This is a genomic window from Blastococcus sp. TML/C7B (assembly GCF_016612845.1).
In the GTDB taxonomy this organism is placed as follows: Bacteria; Actinomycetota; Actinomycetes; order Mycobacteriales; family Geodermatophilaceae; genus Blastococcus.
This window is the reverse complement of sequence record NZ_JAEOAA010000001.1, coordinates 2576276-2596751: the sequence shown is the minus strand read 5'-3', so window position 1 is coordinate 2596751 and position 20476 is coordinate 2576276. Positions and strand designations below refer to the sequence as shown.

The window sequence follows — 20476 nt, the reverse complement described above, 5'->3', positions numbered from 1 at the left end:
GCGCTGAGCGCGTCCGTCACGCCTGCGCGGGACCCTCCGGGCCCCACTCGGCGCGACAGTGCTCCATCCCCCTAGGCGAGCTCGACCAGGTCGGCGAGGTCCTCGCTCCAGGTGTCCTCGGTGCCGTCGGGCAGCAGGATCACCTTGTCCGGGTCGAGCGCGCGGACGGCGCCCTCGTCGTGCGTGACCAGCACGATCGCCCCGGTGTAGGTGCGCAGCGCCTCGAGCACCTGCTCGCGGCTGGCCGGGTCGAGGTTGTTGGTCGGCTCGTCCAGGAGCAGCACGTTGGCGCCCGAGATGACCAGGGTGGCCATCGCCAGCCGGGTCCGCTCACCGCCGGAGAGGGTGCCCGCGCGCTGGTCGACGGTCTCACCGGAGAAGAGGAAGGCGCCGAGGATCCGCCGCAGCTCGGTGTCGGTGCTGTCCGGCGCCGCGGACCGCATCACCTCGAGCAGGGTGCGGTCCATGTCGATGGTCTCGTGCTCCTGCGCGTAGTAGCCGACCCGCAGCCCGTGGCCGGCCTTGACCTCGCCGGTGTCGGGCAGCTCGGTTCCGGCCAGCATCCGCAGCAGCGTCGTCTTGCCCGCGCCGTTGAGCCCGAGGACGACGACCCGCGTCCCCCGGTCCACCGCGAGGTCGACGTCGGTGAAGATCTCCAGCGAGCCGTAGCTCTTGGACAGGCCCTCCGCGGTGAGCGGGGTCTTGCCGCAGGGCACCGGCGTCGGGAAGCGCAGCTTGGCGACCTTGTCCTGGACCCGCACGTCGGCCAGCCCGGCGGCCAGCCGCTCGGCCCGCTTGTCCATGCTCTTGGCGGCCTTGGCCTTGGTCGCCTTGGCGCGCATCTTGTCGGCCTGGGCGTTGAGGGTGTCGATCTTGCGCTCGGTGTTCGCCCGCTCCTGCTTGCGGCGGCGCTCGTCGGTCTCGCGCTGGGCGAGGTAGGGCTTCCAGCCGAGGTTGTAGACGTCGACGGTGGCCCGGTTGGCGTCGAGGTGCCACACCTTGTTGACGACGGCGTCGAGCAGCTCGACGTCGTGGCTGATGACGATCAGGCCGCCCTTGTGGCTGGCCAGGAAGCCCTTGAGCCAGGTGATCGAGTCGCCGTCGAGGTGGTTGGTCGGCTCGTCGAGCAGCAGCGTCTCGGCGTCGGAGAACAGGATGCGGGCGAGCTCGACGCGGCGGCGCTGACCACCGGAGAGGGTGCGCAGCGGCTGGGCGAGGACCCGGTCGGGCAGCCCCAGGTTGGTGCAGATGCGGGCGGCGTCGCTCTCCGCGGCGTAGCCCCCGAGCGCGGCGAACTGGTCCTCGAGCCGGCCGTAGCGGCGCACGGCCCGGTCCATCTCGGTGTCGTCGGCGGGCTCGGCCATGGCGACCTGCGCCTTGACCATCTGGTTGCGCAGCACGTCCAGCCCCCGGCCGGAGAGCACCCGGTCGCTGGCGGTGATGTCGAGGTCGCCGCTGCGGGGGTCCTGGGGCAGGTAGCCCAGCTCGCCGGTGACCTCCACCGAGCCGGCGTGCGGCTGCCGCTCGCCGGCGAGCGTGGTGAGGGTGGTGGTCTTCCCGGCGCCGTTGCGCCCGACCAGGCCGATGCGGTCACCCGGCTGCACGCGCAGGGTCGCCTCGCTGATGAGGATGCGCGCGCCGGCGCGGAGCTCGAGGCCGGTCGTCGTGATCACTGAACCCAGGGTAGGCGCTCGCGGTGCGATTCCCCCCACGTCGCCGGGGTGACATCGGCGGCATCGCCCGCCCGGGCGTGTTCTGTGGACGGGCGCCCCACGCACGGGCCGGACCCGCGAAGATGCGGTCATGGGACCGGGTGCACGTGGGTGGGGGTACGAGTGCCCGGTCTGCGGCCGGCCGACCGGCGACGTCGGGACCGGGCCGTGCCCGTCCTGCGGGTTGCCGGCGGCGGCGCACGCCGCGCTGGTGGTCGCCCGCATCGGGACGACGCTCGGCGAGCTGGCCCGGGACCGCGACGCGCTGCTGGCGTCGCTGCGCGCGGCCGCCCCCGGCGCGCCGCGGACCGGAGCGCCCGCGTGGGGCCCGCCGGTCGCCCCGCCCGCGGCCCCGGCGCCGGTGGCCGCCTTCCCGCCGCCGGGCACCTTCCCGCCGCCTCCCGCTCCCCCGACCGCGCCGCCGGCCGCCGGGCCCCCGCAGGCCGCACCCGCTCCCCGGCCGCCGCGGCGGCAACTGAGCCCGCAGCAGGTGCTGCTCGGCCTCGGCGCGCTGCTGCTGGTGACGGCGGCGCTCGCCTTCGTCGCGGTCGCCTGGACCCGCCTCGGGCTGGTGTTCCAGGCCGGGCTGATGCTCACCGTCACCGCGGTGGCCTGCGGCTGCTCGACATGGGCGGCCCGTCGGGGGCTGCGCGCCACCGAGGAGGCGCTCGCCGCCGCCGGAGCCGCCCTGCTCGCGATCGACCTGGGTGCGGCGCGGGCGCGCGGCCTGCCGGGGATCGAGGACCTGCCGCTCCGCCTCTGGACGGCGATCTCGTGCGGCGTCGTCCTCGGCGTCGCGCTGCTGCTCGGACGGCTCACCCGGACGACGGCGGTCTGGCCGCTCGCCGCCCTGCTGGCCGCGCAGCCGCTGCCCTTCCTGCTGCTGGGGGCGGACCTCGTCTCCGGCCCGGCGGGGGTGGCCGCCGCCCTCGCGCTCGCCGCGGCCGACCTCGCCGCCGCCGGCCGGCTGCGGCCGGGCGTCGACCGCGTGGCGCTCGTGCTCGCCGCGGTCGCCGGAACGGCCGGTGTCGTGGGCGGGATCGGTACCGCGGCCGGGGCGGATGCGGCCGACTCCTGGGCGAGCACCGCCGTGCTCGCCGTCGCGGGCGCCGCTGCGCTCGCCGTCGACCGCCGCAACCCGGTGCTGCTGCCGGGTCTGCCCTCCTGGACGGTGCCGGCGGCGTTCGGCGCCATGGTGGGGCTCGGCCTGGCCGGCTCGCTGCAGCACGCGGACGGGCAGGGCTGGTGGATCGCGGCCTCGCTCGGCCTGGGCCTGCTCACGGCCGGCGCGCTGCTGGCCGAGCGGCTCCGGACCGCCGCGCCGGTCGTCGCGGCGGGCACCGCCCTGGTGCTGGTGCACGCGCAGTCGCTGGCCGACGACGAGCGGTACGGCGCACTCGCCGCGGTGGCGCTGGCCGCGACGGTGCCGGCCCTGGTCACCGCGCTGAGGGTGGTCGCGCTGCGCCCGGCGGCTGCCGCGGCCACCGTGCTGGCGTCGGCGGGTGCGCTGCTGCTCGCCCGTGCCGACGACGTGCTGCCCGCCGTGGTGGCCGGCCTGCTGCTGGCGCTGCTCGCGGCCGCCGGCTTCGGTGCCGCGACCGCCCGCCGTGACCGGGCCGAGGAGTACCCGGTCGCCGCCGCCGCGGCGCTGGCCGGGCTGGCCGCGGGCGCGACCTCGGCGTCGGTCGAGGCGTGGGGCCAGGTGGGCCTGCAACTGGGCGTCCTCGGCGTCGCGGCCGGCTGCTACGCGGTGGTCGCGGGCCAGCGGCCGGTCGCCGTCGTCGCGGTCGCCGATCTGGTGGTGGCGACCTGGATCGCGGTCGGCGGCGCGGGGGTGGAGACCCCGGAGGCGTACACGCTGCCGGCCGCGGCCGGGCTGCTCGTCCTGGCCGTCCCGGCGCTGCGCTCGGGCGCGCCCTCGTGGGCGGCCGAGGGCGCGGCGGTCGGCGTCGCGCTGGTCCCCTCGGCCCTGGTGGTGGCGGCGGAGCCGACGGCGCTGCGCCTGGTCCTCGTGGTCGCCGGCGCGGCCGGGCTGGTCGTCTTCGGCACGCTGGGCCACCGCCAGGCGCCGTTCGTCATCGGCACCGGCGTCCTGCTGCTGGTCACGGTCGCGCGGCTCGCGCCGTACGCGCCGCTGCTCCCCCTCTGGGTCTCCCTCGGCACCGCCGCCCTGCTCCTCCTCGCCGTGGGCGCGACCTACGAGCGGCGCCGGCAGCAGGCGCGCGAGGCCGTGGCCTGGGTGGGCCAGATGCGCTGACCGTGTGCCGGGGCCCGCGCGCCGACCTACGGTGAGCAGGCCGCGCCGAACGGGAAGGAGGCGGTCATGGAGCAGCAGGTCGCCTCCCGCCCGACCGCTCCCCTGCCCGAGCGGGCCCGCCCGCCGCAGGTGCTGCTCGGCGTCGGCGCCGTCCTGCTGGTCAGCGCCGGGGCCGCCGTGGTGTCCGCCTCCGGGGGCGCCGGGGCGCGCGCGCTGGTGCTCGTCCTGGCAGCCGTCGCCGCGGCCGCCGCGCTGCGGGCCGACTGCGCCGGGCTGCGCAGCTCCGCCGAGACGCTCGCCGCCAGCGCGGCCGGCCTCGCGCTCGCGGCCAGCGATCCGGGCAGCCCGTCGGCCGGGAGCCCGCTGCCGGCCCTGGTCCTGGCCGGGGCGTTCCTCGCTCTCCGGCTGGTCTCGCCGCTGCCCGCCGCCTGGCCGCTGGCCGCGTGGGCGTGCGCGCAGCTGGCGGTGCTGCGCTCGCTCGGCGCCGTCCCCGGGTCCCTGACCACCGAGCTGTGCCTGGGCGTCGCCCTCGTCGGGCTCGGCGTCGCGCTGGAGGCCCGCCCCCTGGTCGGCCGCCTGGCCCTGCTGACCACCGCGCCCTGGTTCGCCGCCGGCGTCCTGAGCGGATCCCGGGAGGCGTGGACGGCGGGACCGCTGGAGCGCTGGGCCGCGACAGCGCTGGTCACCGCCGCGGCCGCCGGGCTGCTGCTCGCGCGGCTGCGGCAGCCGCTCGACGTGCTGCTCGGGCCGCCGCGGCTGGTGCCGGTGGTGGCGGGCGCGATCACCGCCGTCGCCGTCACCGGCGCCGTCTCGGCCGGCGGACCGGTCGCGGTGGCGGTCGGCGGGTTCGCCGGCGTCCTCGTCGCCGCCACGTCCGCCGCCGGGCTCTCCGGCTGGCGGCGCGGGCTGCTGCTGCCGGTCGCGCTCACCGGTGGGGTGCTCCTGGCCGCCCTGTCGGTGCTGCGCCTGCTCGACGGCCGGCACTGGTCGGAGATCGCGCTGCTGCTCCTGCTCACCGCCGCCCCGACGGTGTGGGTGGCCGCGGTCCGGCGCGACGACCGCCCCGTCGCCGCCCCCACGGCCGTCGGCTGCCTGGCCGCCGCCGCGCTGTTCGGCTTGCCCGACGGCTGGGCTCCGCCCGCGCCGGTCGCCGGCTGGCTCACCGCGCTGTTCGTCCTCGCCCTGGCCACCGCCGCCCGGCTGGAGCCCGACTCCCGCCGGGCGACGGCCTCGGCCGCGGCGGCCTGCGCGGCGGCCGCCGCGGTCGTGCTGGTCGCGGCCGGCGAACCGGCGCAGCTCGCCGTGCACCTCGCGGTGCAGGGCGCGGTCAGCCTCGCCTGGGCCTGGTGGACCGGCCGGTCCACCGGCGCGGACGCCGGCACCCCGGACGAGCCCGCCGCGGCCTGGCGCGTGGGCGCCGCCGAACTCGTCGTCGCCGGCTGGATCACGGCCGGCCTCGCGGACGCCACGGCGGTCGAGGCCTACAGCCTGCCGGCAGCGCTCGGGCTGCTGGCGGCCTCGGGTCGCGGGCTGGTGCGGGACAGCTCGTGGTCGGCGTGGGGCCCGGGCCTGCTGGTCGCCGCGATCCCCTCCGCGGCGCTCGCCGTCCTCGCGCCCGACGTGCTGCGGGCGGTGCTGGTCCCGGCGGTCGCCGCCGTCGTGCTGGTCGCCGGCGCCCGCTTCGGCTGCCGGGCGCCGCTGGTCATCGGTGCCGTGACCGCCCTGGTCGTCGGGCTCGGGCTCGCCGTCCGGGCGCTGCCGTGGCCGGTCGCCACGGCGTTGCTCGTGGGCACCGCGCTGCTGGCGATCGGCGCGCGCCGGGAGCACCGCCCGGTCGCCGGCTTCGCGACCCGCCTCGCCGACCTGCGCTGAGGGGACCGCTCGCTCGGGGGGATACGACGCCCGTCGTCACCCGGATGCGCATGCGCGTGGTCTCCGGGGCCGCGGAGACGCCGCCGGCACGCACGGGGGTGTCGACCAGCAGCCGGCTCGGCGGCAGGCCGGGGAGGAGCGGACGACGAAGGCCCGCCCCCGGTGAGGGGGCGGGCCTCCGGCGGAGCGGAGGAGATCAGACGCGGAAGCCCAGCGCGCGCAGCTGCTCGCGGCCGTCGTCGGTGATCTTGTCGGGGCCCCACGGCGGCATCCAGACCCAGTTGATCCGGATGTCGTCGACCAGGCCGGGGCCGGGGCCACCGGTGAGGGCCTGGCGGGCCTGGTCCTCGATGACGTCGGTCAGCGGGCAGGCCGCGGAGGTCAGCGTCATGTCGATGACCGCGACCTGGGACTCGCCCTCGTCGGCGACGTCGAGGCCGTAGACCAGGCCCAGGTCGACGACGTTGACGCCGAGCTCGGGGTCCACGACGTCGCGCATGGCCTCCTCGACGTCCTCGAGCAGCGCGGTCTTGTAGGCCGGCAGGTCGCCCGGCGCGCCGTCGGTGGCGGGGGTCGCGTTCTCGGTGCTGCTGTCGGCGCTCACGGCGTTCCTCCAGGTGTGGTCGTGGACAGTGCCCGGGCGGTGGCGTCCTTCAACGCCATCCAGCTCATGAGGGCGCACTTGATGCGGGCCGGGTACTTCGACACCCCGGCGAACGCGACGGCGTCCTCCAGGCTGTCCTCGAGCTTCTCGGCCACGGTCGGGTCGCCCTTGGCCTGCATCAGCGTCATGAAGTCCTCGCCCGCGGCGAGCGCCTCGGTCACGCTCTTGCCCAGGACGAGGTCGTACATCGCCGAGATCGAGGCCTGGCTGATCGAGCAGCCCATGCCCTCGTAGGAGACGTCGGCGACGGTGTCGCCCTCCAGGTGCAGCCGGAGCGTCACCTCGTCGCCGCAGGTCGGGTTGACGTGGTGCACCTCGGCCTCGAACGGCTCGCGGAGCCCGCGCCCGTGCGGGTTCTTGTAGTGGTCCAGGATGATCTCCTGGTACATCGACTCGAGCTGCATCAGCTGGTCAACTCCATGTGCGCGGTCCTCACACCGTTCCGAAGAACTTCTGGGCCGCGCGAATTCCGTCGGCGAGCGCGTCGATGTCGTCGTAGCCCGTGTGCACGTAGAACGTGGCGCGGGTGGTGGCCGGGACGCCGTACCGCCGGACCACGGGCCAGGCGCAGTGGTGCCCCACCCGGACGGCGATGCCGTGGTCGTCGAGCACCTGGCCGACGTCGTGCGGGTGGATGCCCTCGACGGTGAAGGAGATCGCCCCGCCGCGGGCCACGGTGTCGGGCGGGCCGATCACGGTGACGCCGGGGATCGCGGCGAGCTGCTCCAGCGCGTACGCGGTGAGCACCTTCTCGTGCTCCTCGACGCGGTCCATGCCCAGGGCCTGGAGGTACTCGACGGCCGCGGCCAGGCCGATGGCCTGCGCGGTCATCGGGACCCCGGCCTCGAAGCGCTGCGGCGGGGCGGCGAAGGTGCTGCCCTCCATCCGCACGACCTCGATCATCGAGCCACCGGTCAGGAACGGCGGCAGCGCGTCGAGCACCTCGTACCGGCCCCACAGCACGCCGATGCCGGTCGGGCCCAGCATCTTGTGCCCGGAGAACACCAGGAAGTCCGCGCCGAGCTCGGTGACGTCGACCGGCTGGTGCGGCACCGACTGCGCGCCGTCGACCAGCACCAGGGCGCCGACCTCGTGGGCTCGGGCGATGATCTCGCCGAGCGGGTTGATCGTGCCGAGGATGTTCGACTGCTGGGTGATCGCCACCAGCTTGGTGCGCTCGTTGACCACCGTGGACAGGTCGGACAGGTCCAGCCGGCCGTCGTCGGTCAGCCCGAGCCAGCGCAGGGTGGCCCCGGTGCGCTCGCACAGCTGCTGCCACGGCACGAGGTTCGCGTGGTGCTCCATCTCGGAGACCACGATCTCGTCGCCCTGGCCGACGGCGTGGGTGCGGTAGGCGGGGTCCTTCGCCGTCGCGGCGTTGGACAGCGCGTAGGCGACGAGGTTGATCGCCTCGGTGCTGTTGCGGGTGAAGACGATCTCCCGCTCCGGGGCGCCGATGAACGCGCCGATGGTGGCGCGGGCGGCCTCGTAGTGGCCGGTCGCCTCCTCGGCGAGCGCGTGCGCGCCGCGGTGCGGGGCGGCGTTGTACCGCTCGTAGAACTCGCGCTCGGCGTCGAGCACCGAGCGCGGCTTCTGCGAGGTGGCCCCGGAGTCGAGGTAGACGAGCTTCTTCCCGTCCCGGACCGTGCGGCCCAGGATCGGGAAGTCGGCCCGGATCGCCTCGACGTCCAGGGGAAGCGGGTGCAGCGCCCCCGTGCCGGGACGCGAGGCGGTCGCGGTCATGCCGTCGCGGTCTCCTTCGAGTCCTTCACGTAGGCGGCGTAGCCCTCGTTCTCGAGCTTCTCGGCGAGCTCCGCGCCGCCCTCCTCGACGACCTTGCCGGCCACGAAGACGTGCACGAAGTCGGGCTTGATGTAGCGCAGGATCCGCGTGTAGTGCGTGATCAGCAGGACGCCGATCTCGCCCTCCTCGCGCGTGCGGTTGACGCCCTCGGAGACGATCCGCAACGCGTCGACGTCCAGACCGGAGTCGGTCTCGTCGAGGATCGCGATGGCCGGCTTGAGCAGCCGCATCTGCAGGATCTCGTGGCGCTTCTTCTCACCGCCGGAGAAGCCCTCGTTGACGTTGCGCTCGGCAAAGGCGGAGTCCATCTCGAGCAGGTCCATCTCGCTCTTGACGTCCTTGACCCAGGTGCGCAGCTTCGGCGCCTCGCCCTTGACCGCGGTCGCGGCGGTGCGCAGGAAGTTCGACACCGAGACGCCGGGCACCTCGACCGGGTACTGCATCGCGAGGAACAGGCCGGCGCGGGCGCGCTCGTCGACGGTCATCGCGAGGACGTCCTCGCCGTCGAGGGTCACGGTGCCACCGGTGACGGTGTACTTCGGGTGCCCGGCGATCGAGTAGGCCAGGGTCGACTTGCCCGACCCGTTGGGGCCCATGATCGCGTGGGTCTCGCCCGAGCGGACGGTGAGGTCGACGCCGCGGAGGATCTCCTTGGTGTCGTCACCCTCGCCGACCGTCACGTGCAGGTCGCGGATCTCCAGAACGGACACTTCTTCTCGCTCTCTCATTCACCGGCCGCCTGGAGGTTCTGGACGTCGCTCGCCGCACTGGCTTCGGTGTCGACGAAGACGTCCTCCCCTTCCACGCGGACCGGGTAGACGTCGACCGGCTCGGTCGCCGGCAGGTTGGTGGGCTCGCCCGTGCGCAGGTCGAAGCACGAGCCGTGCAGGAAGCACTCGATGGTGGGGGCAGAGCCGTTGAGCTCGACGTCCCCCTCGCTCAGCGGGACGTCGGCGTGCGAGCACCGGTCCTCGAGGGCGTACAGCTGTCCCTCGAAGCGGACGACGGCGACGTCGACGTCCGCGAGCTCGACGCGCAGGGCGCCGCTCTCGGGGACGTCGGACAGTCCGCAGACGCGTTCGAAGGCCATGGTCAGGCGACCTCGACCGGCTGGTCGTCCAGGCCCGGGAGGGCACCGAGGCGTGCCTCGATGGTGCCCATCAGCCGGTCCTGCAGCGCGTCGACCCCGATGTGCTGGACGACGTCGGCGAAGAAGCCGCGGACGACGAGGCGGCGGGCCGTCTCGGCGTCGATGCCGCGCGAGCAGAGGTAGAACAGCTGCTCGTCGTCGAACCGGCCGGTGGCGCTGGCGTGGCCGGCGCCGACGATCTCACCGGTCTCGATCTCCAGGTTGGGCACCGAGTCGGCGCGGGCGCCGTCGGTGAGCACCAGATTGCGGTTGAGCTCGTAGGTCTCGGTGCCGGTCGCGGCGGGGCGGATGCGGACGTCGCCGATCCAGACCGTGCGCGCACCCTCGCCCTGCAGCGCGCCCTTGTAGAGCACGTTGCTGGTGCAGTTCGGGACGGCGTGGTCGACCCAGAGCCGGTGCTCCTGGTGCTGCGTCTCGTCGGAGAAGTAGACGCCGAACAGCTCCGCGCTGCCGCCGGGGCCGGCGTACTGCACGTTGCTGACCAGGCGGACGAGGTCGCCGCCGAGGGTGACCACGACCTGCGTGAAGGTCGCGTCCCGGCCGACGACGGCGTCGTACTGGCCGCCGTGCACGGCGCCGGGGGCCCAGTCCTGCACCGACACGAGAGTGACCTGCGCGCCGTCGCCGGCGAGCACGGTCACACCGCCGGAGTACTTCGCGGCGCCGGTGTGGTCGAGGACGACGGTCGCCTTCGCGAACGCGCCGACCTCCACGACCAGCTGACCCCACACGACGTCGTCCGCACCCGTGCCCGCGAGGGCGAGGGTGACCGGGCGGTCGAGCTGGGCCTCCTTGGCGATGCGGACGACGTCCGCGCCGTCCGCCCGCTGGCGGGTGAGCGCGGCGAGCCGGTCGACGGGCTCGGGCAGCCCCTTGACCAGCGGGTCGCCGGCCTCGACGCGGGTGAGCTCGACGCCCTCGGGCAGGTCCGTCGTCCAGGTGAGCCGGGCGTCCGAGGCGGCACCGTCGAGCAGCGGCTTGATCCGCTTCATCGGGGTGAACCGCCAGGTCTCCTCGCGGCCGGTCGGCACGCCGAAGGCGTCCGGGTCGGTCGAGGTGAACCGCTCAGCCGGCGAGCCGGTCGGTGCCGGGCCGCCGTGCGAGTGCGCGCCGGGCGGCACGTCGCCGGCGCTACCGGTGTCGGACGCCGGGGAGGTCGGGGGGCCGGCCTGCGCACCCACGCCCGGAGCGAACAGCTCCGAGGCGAGGGTGGCGGGCGCGGTGGTGAGATCGGTGTTCGGGTCGGACATCAGCCGACGGCACCTTCCATCTGCAGCTCGATGAGCCGGTTGAGCTCGAGGGCGTATTCCATGGGCAGCTCGCGGGCGATCGGCTCGACGAACCCGCGCACCACCATGGCCATGGCCTCGTCCTCGGACAGGCCGCGGCTCATCAGGTAGAAGAGCTGGTCGTCGCTGACGCGCGAGACGGTCGCCTCGTGACCCATGGAGACGTCGTCCTCGCGGACGTCGACGTAGGGGTAGGTGTCCGACCGGCTGATCGTGTCGACCAGCAGGGCGTCGCACTTGACGGTGGACTTGGAGCCGTAGGCGCCCTCGTCCACCTGCACGAGGCCGCGGTAGGACGTGCGGCCGCCGCCGCGGGCCACCGACTTCGACACGATGGTCGAGGAGGTGTTGGGGGCGGCGTGCACCATCTTGGCGCCGGCGTCCTGGTGCTGGCCCTCGCCCGCGAAGGCGATCGAGAGGACCTCGCCCTTGGCGTGCTCGCCGGTCATCCAGACCGCCGGGTACTTCATCGTCACCTTGGAGCCGAGGTTGCCGTCGACCCACTCCATGGTCGCGCCCTCGTGGGCGACGGCCCGCTTGGTGACCAGGTTGTAGACGTTGTTCGACCAGTTCTGGATGGTCGTGTACCGGCAGCGCGCGTTCTTCTTGACGATGATCTCGACGACCGCGGAGTGCAGCGAGTCGCTCTTGTAGATCGGCGCGGTGCAGCCTTCGACGTAGTGCACGTAGGCGCCCTCGTCGACGATGATCAGCGTCCGCTCGAACTGGCCCATGTTCTCGGTGTTGATCCGGAAGTAGGCCTGCAGCGGGATCTCCACGTGCACGCCCGGCGGCACGTAGATGAAGGAGCCACCCGACCACACGGCGGTGTTCAGCGCGGCGAACTTGTTGTCCCCGGAGGGGATCACCGAGCCGAAGTACTCCTGGAAGATCTCCGGGTGCTCCTTGAGCGCGGTGTCGGTGTCCAGGAACAGGACGCCCTGCTCCTCCAGGTCCTCGCGGATCTGGTGGTAGACGACCTCGGACTCGTACTGCGCGGCGACACCGGCGACCAGGCGCTGCTTCTCCGCCTCGGGGATGCCGAGCCGGTCGTAGGTGTTCTTGATGTCCTCCGGCAGCTCCTCCCACGAGGTGGCCTGCTTCTCGGTGGAGCGCACGAAGTACTTGATGTTCTGGAAGTCGATGCCGGAGAGGTCCGAACCCCAGTCGGGCATCGGCTTGCGGCCGAAGAGCTTGAGGGCCTTGAGGCGGCGCTCGAGCATCCACTCGGGCTCGTTCTTGCGGGCGGAGATGTCGCGGACGACGTCCTCGTCGATCCCGCGCCGGGCGGAGGCACCGGCGACGTCGGCGTCGGCCCAGCCGTACTCGTAGCGGCCGAGCTGTTCGATCTGCTCGTCCTGCGTCAGCGGTGTGGCCGGCTGCTGGGTGCTGGTCATGCGGGCGTCCTCTCCCGGTGGTTCGTGGGGGTGCTGCTGGTGGGCGCGCTGAGGGGCGCTGCTCGCTCACCTGGTACAGGGCGTGCGGGGGTCGTTCTGTTCCCCGGACGCAGGGGTCCTGGGAGGTGCGTGGTGCAGATCCCGTCGCCGTGGGCGATCGTGGCCAGCCGCTGCACGTGGGTGCCCACGAGCCGGCCGATCACCGCGGTCTCGGCCTCGCACAGCTGGGGGAACTCCGCGGCCACGTGCGCCACCGGGCAGTGGTGCTGGCAGAGCTGCCCCCCGCCGGAGATCGCGGAGGCCGTGGCAGCGTAGCCCTCGGCGGTGAGCGCGGCGGCCAGGGCCCGGGCCCGGTCGACCGGCTCTCCCCCGGCCTCGTGCACGGCCCGCTCGACGGCGCTGGACGCGCGGGCCTCGAGCCCGGACAGCTGCTGCTCGGCGACGGCGCGGACGGCGTCGGGGCCACCGGAGGCGGCGACGTACCGCAGCGCGGTCAGCGCCAGGTCGTCGTAGGCGTGCGGGAACGCGGAGCGCCCGGCATCGGTGAGGTGGAACCGGCGGGCGGGGCGGCCGCGGCCCCGGTGCGCCGCGCCGATCGCCCGCCCGTCCCCCCGCTCCTCGATCCGGCCGGCGGCGACCAGGGCGTCCAGGTGGCGGCGGACGGCGGCCGGCGAGATGCCCAGCCGGGCGGCCAGCTCGGTGGCGGTCTGCGGCCCGTGCTCGAGGAGCAGGGCGCTCACGCGGTCGCGGGTGCGCCCGTCGTCGGCCGGAGCCGACGCGCGAGAGGTGTCCGCGGCGCTTTCCACAACACGAGTGTGTCCTAAATCGGGGCCCCCGCAAGCAAGGTCCACCTAAGAACCGCCCCGTCGGCCCGTTCCCGTGACCAGGGTCACCGGGGCGTGCGCGACGGCACCCCGGAGCGGGCGGACCACGAGCACCCGCCACCTAGCATCGGAGGCGTGCCGGTACTGCCCACGCCCTCCCCCACGCTCGTCTCGCGCCTCGCGCTGGTCAACGCGGTCGTCAACGGCCTCATCGTCGTGACCGGCGGCGCCGTGCGGCTCACCGGCTCGGGGCTGGGCTGCCCGACCTGGCCGCGCTGCACCGAGGACAGCTTCGTCACCACCGACGAGCTGGCGATCAACGGCGCGATCGAGTTCGGCAACCGGCTGCTCACCTTCGTGGTCGCCGCGGCCGCGATCGCCACCCTCGTCGCGGTCTGGCGCTCGCCGCGGCGGGACCTCCGGCCGCTCGCCGTCCTCACCTTCCTCGGCGTCCCCGCCCAGGCCGCGCTCGGCGGTGTCACCGTGCTCACCGGTCTCAACCCGTGGACGGTGGCCGCGCACTTCCTCGTCTCCGCGGTGCTGGTCGCGCTGGCGACGACGCTGTGGCTGCGGTCCCGCGAGCCCGGCGTCGGCCGGCCCCTGGTGCGCCGCCCGTTCGTCCTGCTGACCTGGGGCATCGCCGCCGCGACGGCCGCCGTGGTCGTCGTCGGCACCATCGTCACCGGCAGCGGCCCGCACAGCGGCGACGTCGACGACGACGGCATCCCGACCGGCAACCGCATCGGCATCGACACCGAGCTGATCAGCCAGCTGCACGCCGACGTCGTCTTCCTGCTGATCGGGCTGACCGTGGCGCTGCTCGTCTCCCTCTACGCGACGGACACCCCCGACCGCGTCCGCCGGGCCGCGCGCGACCTGCTGGTCGTGCAGCTCGTCCAGGGGGTGATCGGCTACGTGCAGTACTTCACCGAGCTGCCGATCGCCCTGGTGCTGGCGCACATGCTGGGCGCGGTGCTCATCACCGCGTACACCGCGCGCCTGGTCTGGTCGGTCCGCGGCCCGGCGTCCGACCTCCCCCTCGACGCCACCCCGGAGCCCGTCGCCGCCACGCGGTGACCCTGTCGTCCGGGGAACGGTGTCCCCCGGGCGGCCAGAACCGGGCCGGTCATGGCCTGCCGAGGGACGACGTCCACGTGATCAGTCGTGGAGCAGCTCGCCCATGCGCGCGTTGGTGAGATCGCTCCTCACCGGCTCAGACGATGGCGTCGACGATGATCGCGACCATCAGCAGCGACAGGTACGAGATCGAGACGTGGAACAGCGCCATCGAGCGGATGTCGCCGCCGCGCCGGATCCGGCCGAGCAGCCGGTGGGACTCCACGACGAACCAGCCGCCGAGCAGCACCGCGGGGATCGTGTAGCCCAGCCCGATGCCGTAGCCCGTGGCCACCGGCCACAGCAGCAGCGAGACGGCGACCGTCACGTAGGCCCAGGCGACCGACTGCCGGCCGACGGAGATCTCGCTGGTCACCACCGGGAGCATCGGCACGTCGGCGCGGGCGTAGTCGTCCTTGAACCGCAGGGCCAGCGCCCAGAAGTGCGGCATCTGCCAGGCGAAGACGATGCCGAACACGACGACGGCCGGCCAGTCCAGCGAACCGGTCACGGCCGCCCAGCCGATGAGCACCGGCGCCGCGCCGGGGACCCCGCCCCACTCGGTGCTGCGGCGGGTGTGCCGCTTGAAGACCATCGTGTAGAGGACGGCGTAGTAGAAGATCGCCGCCGCCGCGAGCGCCGCGGCCAGCACGGTCGTCGTGGCCAGCAGCAGCGCGATCGACGTCACCGTCAGCGCGATGCCGAAGACCAGCGCGGCCCGCGGCGTGACCTCGCCGGTGACCAGCGGCCGCTTCTGCGTGCGCTGCATCAGCTTGTCGATGTCGCGGTCGAAGTAGCAGTTGAAGACGTTGGCCGCGCCGGCCGCGAGCGTCCCGCCGACCAGCGTGAACAGCAGCAGCGACAGCGAGGGCCAGCCGCGGTCGGCGAGCATCATCGCCGGGACGGTGGTGACCAGCAGCAGCTCGATGATCCGCGGCTTGGTGAGCCCGACGTAGGCGAGCACGCGGCGCCGCACGGCGGCCGCTCGTCCGGTCGAATCCCTGCGGGTGGGGGCGGCGGATCGCTCCGACAGCGCCGTCACCGGGTGCCCACCGACGCGGCGACGCGCGAGCAGCAGGGCACTGCAGGCCAGGCGAAAAGCACGAGGGGCCTACTCCGAACCGGGGATGGGAACGGCACCCACTGTAGCCCGCGGAGGCCTCCTCCCTGGGCGCGGTCCCGGTTCCGCACGACTAGGCTTGATCACGTTGATGCTGCGCGTGCAGCGGGTAGGGCCGACGTCGACGACGACGTGTTCCCGGTCCGGCAACGGGCGGGGTGACCGGCGGCCCGTCGCTGCAGCGCACGTCGTCCGCCCGGACGCAGTCGTCCCACCGGGCGGCCCGCCAGGCCCTGACCCGAGGGAGCACCGAGCCACGATGGCACCGGACAGCACGAGCACGGATTCCACCCAGAGCACCGCACCCGAGGCTCCCGCCGAGGCCGCGACCGACTCCCCCACCGGCTCCCCCGCGCAGCCGAACCCGACCCTCCCCGAGGGCTTCGGCGACCTGGACCGCGCGGCGATCGACACCGCCCGCGTGCTCGCGATGGACGCCGTGCAGAAGGCCGGCAACGGCCACCCCGGGACGGCGATGAGCATGGCGCCGGCGGCCTACCTGCTGTTCCAGCGCTGGCTGCGGCACGACCCCACCGACCCGAACTGGGTCGCCCGCGACCGGTTCATCCTCTCGATGGGGCACTCCAGCCTCACCCTCTACGTGCAGCTCTACCTCTCCGGCTACGGCCTGGAGCTGGCGGACCTGCAGGCGCTCCGCACGTGGGGCTCGCTCACCCCGGGTCACCCGGAGGTCAACCACACCCCGGGCGTGGAGACCACGACCGGCCCGCTCGGCCAGGGCGTCGGCAACGCCGTCGGCATGGCCATGGCCGCCCGCCGCGAGCGCGGTCTGCTCGACCCCGACGCCCCCGAGGGCGAGAGCCTGTTCGACCACACCATCTGGGCCTTCTGCTCCGACGGTGACCTCGAGGAGGGCGTGAGCGGCGAGGCGTCGTCCCTGGCCGGCACGCAGCGGCTGGGCAACCTCGTCCTCGTCTACGACGACAACAGGATCTCCATCGAGGACGACACGACCGTCGCCTTCACCGAGGACGTCGGCAAGCGCTACGAGGCCTACGGCTGGCACGTGCAGCACGTCGACGACGGCGAGGACCTCGCCGCGCTGGACGCCGCGCTCGCCGCCGCCAAGGCCGAGACGCACCGCCCGTCGATCATCGTGCTGCGGACGATCATCGCCTGGCCGGCGCCCACCAAGCAGAACACCGGTGCCTCGCACGGCTCGGCGCTCGGCGAGGACGAGGTGCGGGCCACCAAGGAGGTCCTCGGCCTGGACCCGGAGAAGTCCTTCGCCGTCGCCCCCGAGGTGCTCGAGCACGCCCGGCAGGTCGTCGACCGCGGCCGCACGGCGCATGCCGAGTGGTCGGAGCGGTTCACCGCCTGGCAGCAGGCCAACCCCGAGGGCGCGGCGCTGCTCGAGCGGATGACCACCCGCACGCTGCCCGAGGGCTGGGCGGAGAAGCTGCCCAGCTGGCCCGCCGACGAGAAGGGCGTGGCCACCCGCAAGGCCTCCGGCGAGGTGCTGGCCGGCCCTCTACCCGGCGTTGCCCGAGCTGTGGGGCGGCTCGGCCGACCTCGCGGAGAGCAACAACACCGCGGTCAAGGGCGAGCCCTCGTTCCTGCCCGCCGACCGGCAGACCAAGACGTGGAGCGGCGGCCCCTACGGGCGCACCCTGCACTTCGGCGTCCGCGAGCACGCCATGGGCGCGGTCATGAACGGCATCGCCCTGCACGGCGGCACCCGCGTCTACGGCGGCACCTTCCTCACCTTCTCCGACTACATGCGCGGCGCGGTGCGGCTGGCGGCGCTCATGCAGCTGCCGGTCACCTACGTGTGGACGCACGACTCGATCGGCCTGGGCGAGGACGGCCCGACCCACCAGCCGATCGAGCACCTGGCCGCGCTGCGCGCGATCCCGGGCCTGGACGTCGTCCGCCCGGCCGACGCCAACGAGGTCGCCGTCGCCTGGCGGACGATCCTCGAGCACAACGACCGGCCGGCCGGCCTGGCGCTGTCCCGGCAGAACCTCCCGGTCCTCGACCGCGAGCGGTTCGCCTCCGCCGAGGGCACCGCGCGCGGCGCCTACGTGCTGGCCGAGGCGTCCTCGGGCACCCCGCAGGTGATCCTGCTGGGCACCGGCTCGGAGGTGCAGATCGCCGTCGCCGCGCGCGAGCAGCTCGAGGCCGACGGCATCCCGACCCGGGTCGTCTCCGTGCCGTGCGTGGAGTGGTTCGCCGCGCAGGACCGCGCCTACCGCGAGGAGGTCCTGCCCCGGACCGTCCGCGCCCGGGTGAGCGTCGAGGCGGGCATCCCGCAGGGCTGGCGCGAGTTCGTCGGCGATGCGGGCCGGATCGTGGGAATCGACCACTACGGCGCCAGCGCTGCCTATGGCGTGCTCTACGAGAAGTTCGGCTTCACCGCCGAGGCGGTCGTCGCCGCAGCTCGCGAGAGCATCGAGGCGGCCTCCGGCGAGCCGGTCGGACCCCTCGGACCCGACGCCTCCGGCGTCCTCCACTCCCCCACCGGCGACCGCTGACAGCTCAGCGACCGACCGGCTCCACCGATCGAATCCGAGAGGTCCCGTCATGGCGCAGAACGAGAAGCTGGCCGAGCTGAGCTCCGCCGGGGTCGCAGTCTGGCTCGACGACCTGTCCCGTGACCGCATCCGCAGCGGCAACCTGCAGTCGCTGGTCGACGAGCACTCCGTCGTGGGCGTCACCACCAACCCGACGATCTTCGCCGCGGCGATCAGCGGGTCGGAGTCCTACGACGACCAGCTGCACGCGCTGGCCGTGCGGCAGGTGAGCGTCGAGGAGGCGCTGCGCACGATCACCGCCGCCGACGTCCGGGACGCCTGCGACCTGCTCCGGCCGGTCGCCGACCGGCAGCCCGGCGACGGCCGGGTGTCCCTGGAGGTCGCGCCGGGCCTGGCCCACGACACCGACGCCACGGCGGCCGAGGCCGCGCACCTGTGGTGGCTGGTGGACCGGCCGAACCTGTTCATCAAGATCCCGGCGACCGAGGCCGGCCTCCCGGCCATCCATACCTCGATCGCCAAGGGCATCAGCGTCAACGTCACGCTGATCTTCAGCCCCGACCGATATCGCAAGGTCATGGACGCGTACCTGTCCGGCCTCGAGGACCGGCTCGCCGAGGACCCGGACGCCGACCTCTCGGGCATCGCCTCGGTGGCCTCGTTCTTCGTGTCCCGCGTGGACACCGAGATCGACAAGCGGCTGGATTCATCGGACGCCGACCCGGCGCTCGTCAAGGGGCTGAAGAGCAGGGCCGGGGTCGCCAACGCCCAGCTCGCCTACCAGGCCTACGAGGAGGTCTTCTCCTCCGACCGCTGGAAGGCCCTCGAGGCGAAGGGCGCCCGGCCGCAGCGCCCGCTGTGGGCCTCCACCGGCGTCAAGAACCCCGAGCTGCCGGACACGCTCTACATCAGCGAGCTCATCGCCCCCGGCACGGTCAACACCATGCCGGAGAAGACGCTCATGGCCTACGCCGACCACGGCGAGCCCGGCACCCCGGTGCAGAAGGCCTACGACGAGGCCACCGAGGTCATGCAGGCCGTGGCCGACGCCGGTGTCGACCTGGACGACGTGTTCCGGGTGCTCGAGGACGAGGGCGTGCAGAAGTTCGTCGACTCCTGGGACGACCTGACCGACTCGGTGCGCACCCAGCTGGAGGACAAGAAGTGAGTTTCGGAGTCGATGTCCGGGGCCTCCAGGTGCCGGACGACGTCCGCGGCACGCTGACCGGGGACGACGTCGCCGCACGGCTGGCCCGCAAGGACGCCACCCTGTGGGGCCCCGACGCCGAGAGCGAGGCCGCGGTCCGGCTGGGCTGGCTGGACCTGCCCAGCTCCTCGCGCTCGCTGGTCGCGCAGCTCGCCGAGCTGCGCGCGCAGCTGCAGGACGAGGGCCTGGACCGGATCGTGCTGTGCGGCATGGGCGGCTCCTCGCTCGCGCCCGAGGTCATCTGCCGGACCGCGGGCGTGCCCCTGGTCGTGCTGGACACCACCGACCCGGGCCAGGTCGCGGCGGCGATGACCGACCTCGACCGCACCGTCGTCGTGGTCAGCTCGAAGTCCGGCGGCACCGTCGAGACCGACAGCCAGCGGCGCGCCTTCCAGGCGGCGTTCGCCGAGGCGGGCCTCGACGAGAAGGAGACCGGCCGACGCTTCGTCGTCGTCACCGACCCGGGCTCGCCGCTGTCGGAGACCGCCGCCGACATGGGTGCCCGCGCCGTCTTCCTCGCCGACCCGACCGTCGGCGGCCGGTACAGCGCGCTGTCGGCCTTCGGGCTGGTGCCCTCGGCGCTGGCCGGCGCGGACGTCGGCGCCCTGCTCGACGAGGCCGAGGAGCTGGCCGAGCACCTCGCGGAGCCGGGCAACCCGGCCTTCGAGCTCGGCGCCGTCCTGGGCGCCGCCGCCGTGCAGGGCCGCGACAAGCTGGCGCTGGCCGACGCCCCGGCCGGCTCGGGCACCGCGATCGAGGGCTTCGGCGACTGGGCCGAGCAGCTCATCGCCGAGTCCACCGGCAAGGAGGGCCGCGGCATCCTGCCCGTCGTCCTCGAGTCCCCCACCGCCCCCGGGGCCGTCGCCGCGGACACCGTGCTCGCCGTCGTCGGCGCCGGGAGCCCGGACGCCGAGCCCTCGCTCGGCGTCACCGGCCCGCTGGGCGCGCAGTTCCTCGGCTGGGAGTACGCCACCGCCGTCGCCGGCCGGGTGCTGGGCATCAACCCGTTCGACCAGCCGAACGTGACCGAGTCCAAGGAGAACACCAACGCGATCCTCGACTCGGGGCTGCCGGACGAGCCCCCGCTGGCGACGATCGGCGCGATCGAGCTGCGCGGCAGCGGCGGCGTGCTCGACGGCGTCGACCTGAGCTCGCACGACGGCGTGGCGCTGGGCCTCGACGCGCTGCTGGCCGCGGTCCCCGAGCACGGCTACCTGGCGGTCATGGCCTACCTGGACCGGCTGGCCGACGCCAGCGCCGGGAACCTGCGCTCGGCGCTGGCCGCCCGGTCCGGTCGCGCGGTCACCTTCGGCTGGGGCCCCCGGTTCCTGCACTCCACCGGCCAGTACCACAAGGGCGGTCCGCAGCAGGGCGCGTACCTGCAGATCACCGCGGAGATCGGGACCGACCTCCCGGTGCCCGACCGGCCGTTCACCTTCGGCGGCCTCCAGGCCGCGCAGGCCGCCGGGGACCGCAAGGCCCTCGCCGACCGCGGGCGCCCGCTGCTGCACCTGCACCTGACCGACCGGGCGGCGGGCATCGGACAGCTGCTCGCGGCGCTGGCCTGAGC

The 20476-nt window shown here is 74.2% G+C and carries 16 protein-coding genes and 1 pseudogene; 7 read left to right on the top strand and 10 right to left on the bottom strand.

All coding sequences use genetic code 11. From position 1 onward, the window contains the following. Positions 1-71: 71 nt before the first annotated feature. Entirely contained in the window at positions 72-1673 is a 1602-nt protein-coding gene (locus JKP76_RS12545) for an ABC-F family ATP-binding cassette domain-containing protein (RefSeq protein WP_200491112.1), read from the bottom strand. Positions 1674-1803: 130 nt separating this feature from the next. On the opposite strand from JKP76_RS12545, the gene JKP76_RS12540 reads away from it, so the two are divergent. Continuing rightward, positions 1804-3969: a DUF2157 domain-containing protein gene (locus JKP76_RS12540; protein WP_200491111.1), complete on the top strand. Its 2166-nt coding sequence runs from the start codon at positions 1804-1806 to the stop codon at positions 3967-3969. Between the two features lie 66 nt (positions 3970-4035). Beyond that, positions 4036-5841 (top strand): SCO7613 C-terminal domain-containing membrane protein, encoded by a 1806-nt coding sequence (locus JKP76_RS12535; RefSeq protein ID WP_200491110.1) that lies wholly within the window; start codon positions 4036-4038, stop codon positions 5839-5841. Positions 5842-6037: 196 nt separating this feature from the next. Here the strand turns inward: JKP76_RS12535 and JKP76_RS12530 are convergent, their stop codons facing one another. From JKP76_RS12530 to JKP76_RS12495, 8 genes are read right to left on the bottom strand one after another with little or no spacing between them, the layout of a single operon-like run. After that, on the bottom strand, positions 6038-6385 hold the full coding sequence (locus JKP76_RS12530; RefSeq protein WP_200491414.1) for a metal-sulfur cluster assembly factor: 348 nt from the start codon (positions 6383-6385) through the stop codon (positions 6038-6040). A 56-nt stretch (positions 6386-6441) separates the two neighbouring features. After that, entirely contained in the window at positions 6442-6909 is a 468-nt protein-coding gene (sufU, locus tag JKP76_RS12525; RefSeq protein ID WP_200491109.1) for a Fe-S cluster assembly sulfur transfer protein SufU, read from the bottom strand. A 28-nt stretch (positions 6910-6937) separates the two neighbouring features. Then, a complete protein-coding gene (locus JKP76_RS12520) occupies positions 6938-8248 on the bottom strand; it encodes a cysteine desulfurase (protein ID WP_200491108.1) in 1311 nt (436 codons plus the stop codon). Next, positions 8245-9018 carry a Fe-S cluster assembly ATPase SufC gene (gene sufC, locus JKP76_RS12515; RefSeq protein WP_200491107.1) on the bottom strand — a complete coding sequence of 258 codons (774 nt, stop codon included), beginning with the start codon at positions 9016-9018 and terminating at the stop codon, positions 8245-8247. Before sufC ends, JKP76_RS12520 begins: the two co-directional genes overlap by 4 nt. A 14-nt stretch (positions 9019-9032) precedes the next feature. After that, positions 9033-9398 (bottom strand): non-heme iron oxygenase ferredoxin subunit, encoded by a 366-nt coding sequence (locus JKP76_RS12510; RefSeq protein ID WP_200491106.1) that lies wholly within the window; start codon positions 9396-9398, stop codon positions 9033-9035. 2 nt (positions 9399-9400) lie between these two features. Further along, entirely contained in the window at positions 9401-10708 is a 1308-nt protein-coding gene (gene sufD, locus JKP76_RS12505) for a Fe-S cluster assembly protein SufD (RefSeq protein ID WP_200491105.1), read from the bottom strand. Further along, positions 10708-12144, bottom strand: a complete 1437-nt coding sequence (sufB, locus tag JKP76_RS12500; RefSeq protein WP_200491104.1) for a Fe-S cluster assembly protein SufB — start codon at positions 12142-12144, stop codon at positions 10708-10710. Before sufB ends, sufD begins: the two co-directional genes overlap by 1 nt. Further along, positions 12141-12884 (bottom strand): helix-turn-helix transcriptional regulator, encoded by a 744-nt coding sequence (locus tag JKP76_RS12495; protein WP_375335631.1) that lies wholly within the window; start codon positions 12882-12884, stop codon positions 12141-12143. Before JKP76_RS12495 ends, sufB begins: the two co-directional genes overlap by 4 nt. Before the next feature lie 219 nt (positions 12885-13103). On the opposite strand from JKP76_RS12495, the gene JKP76_RS12490 reads away from it, so the two are divergent. Further along, a complete protein-coding gene (locus tag JKP76_RS12490) occupies positions 13104-14045 on the top strand; it encodes a COX15/CtaA family protein (protein ID WP_309229768.1) in 942 nt (313 codons plus the stop codon). Between the two features lie 136 nt (positions 14046-14181). Here JKP76_RS12490 and JKP76_RS12485 read toward each other — a convergent pair whose 3' ends face one another. Beyond that, complete coding sequence (locus JKP76_RS12485) at positions 14182-15126, bottom strand: heme o synthase (RefSeq protein WP_200491102.1); 945 nt, start codon at positions 15124-15126, stop codon at positions 14182-14184. An 85-nt stretch (positions 15127-15211) separates the two neighbouring features. On the opposite strand from JKP76_RS12485, the pseudogene JKP76_RS21035 reads away from it, so the two are divergent. The 4 genes and pseudogenes from JKP76_RS21035 to JKP76_RS12470 all read left to right on the top strand — a co-directional run. Further along, positions 15212-16546 (top strand): annotated as a pseudogene (locus JKP76_RS21035) (hypothetical protein); the annotation flags it as partial. Between the two features lie 160 nt (positions 16547-16706). Beyond that, complete coding sequence (locus tag JKP76_RS21030; RefSeq protein ID WP_242471286.1) at positions 16707-17699, top strand: transketolase family protein; 993 nt, start codon at positions 16707-16709, stop codon at positions 17697-17699. Between the two features lie 49 nt (positions 17700-17748). After that, a complete protein-coding gene (gene tal, locus JKP76_RS12475) occupies positions 17749-18867 on the top strand; it encodes a transaldolase (RefSeq protein WP_200491101.1) in 1119 nt (372 codons plus the stop codon). Next, positions 18864-20474 carry a glucose-6-phosphate isomerase gene (locus JKP76_RS12470; protein WP_200491100.1) on the top strand — a complete coding sequence of 537 codons (1611 nt, stop codon included), beginning with the start codon at positions 18864-18866 and terminating at the stop codon, positions 20472-20474. Before tal ends, JKP76_RS12470 begins: the two co-directional genes overlap by 4 nt. The last annotated feature ends 2 nt before the right edge of the window (positions 20475-20476 follow it).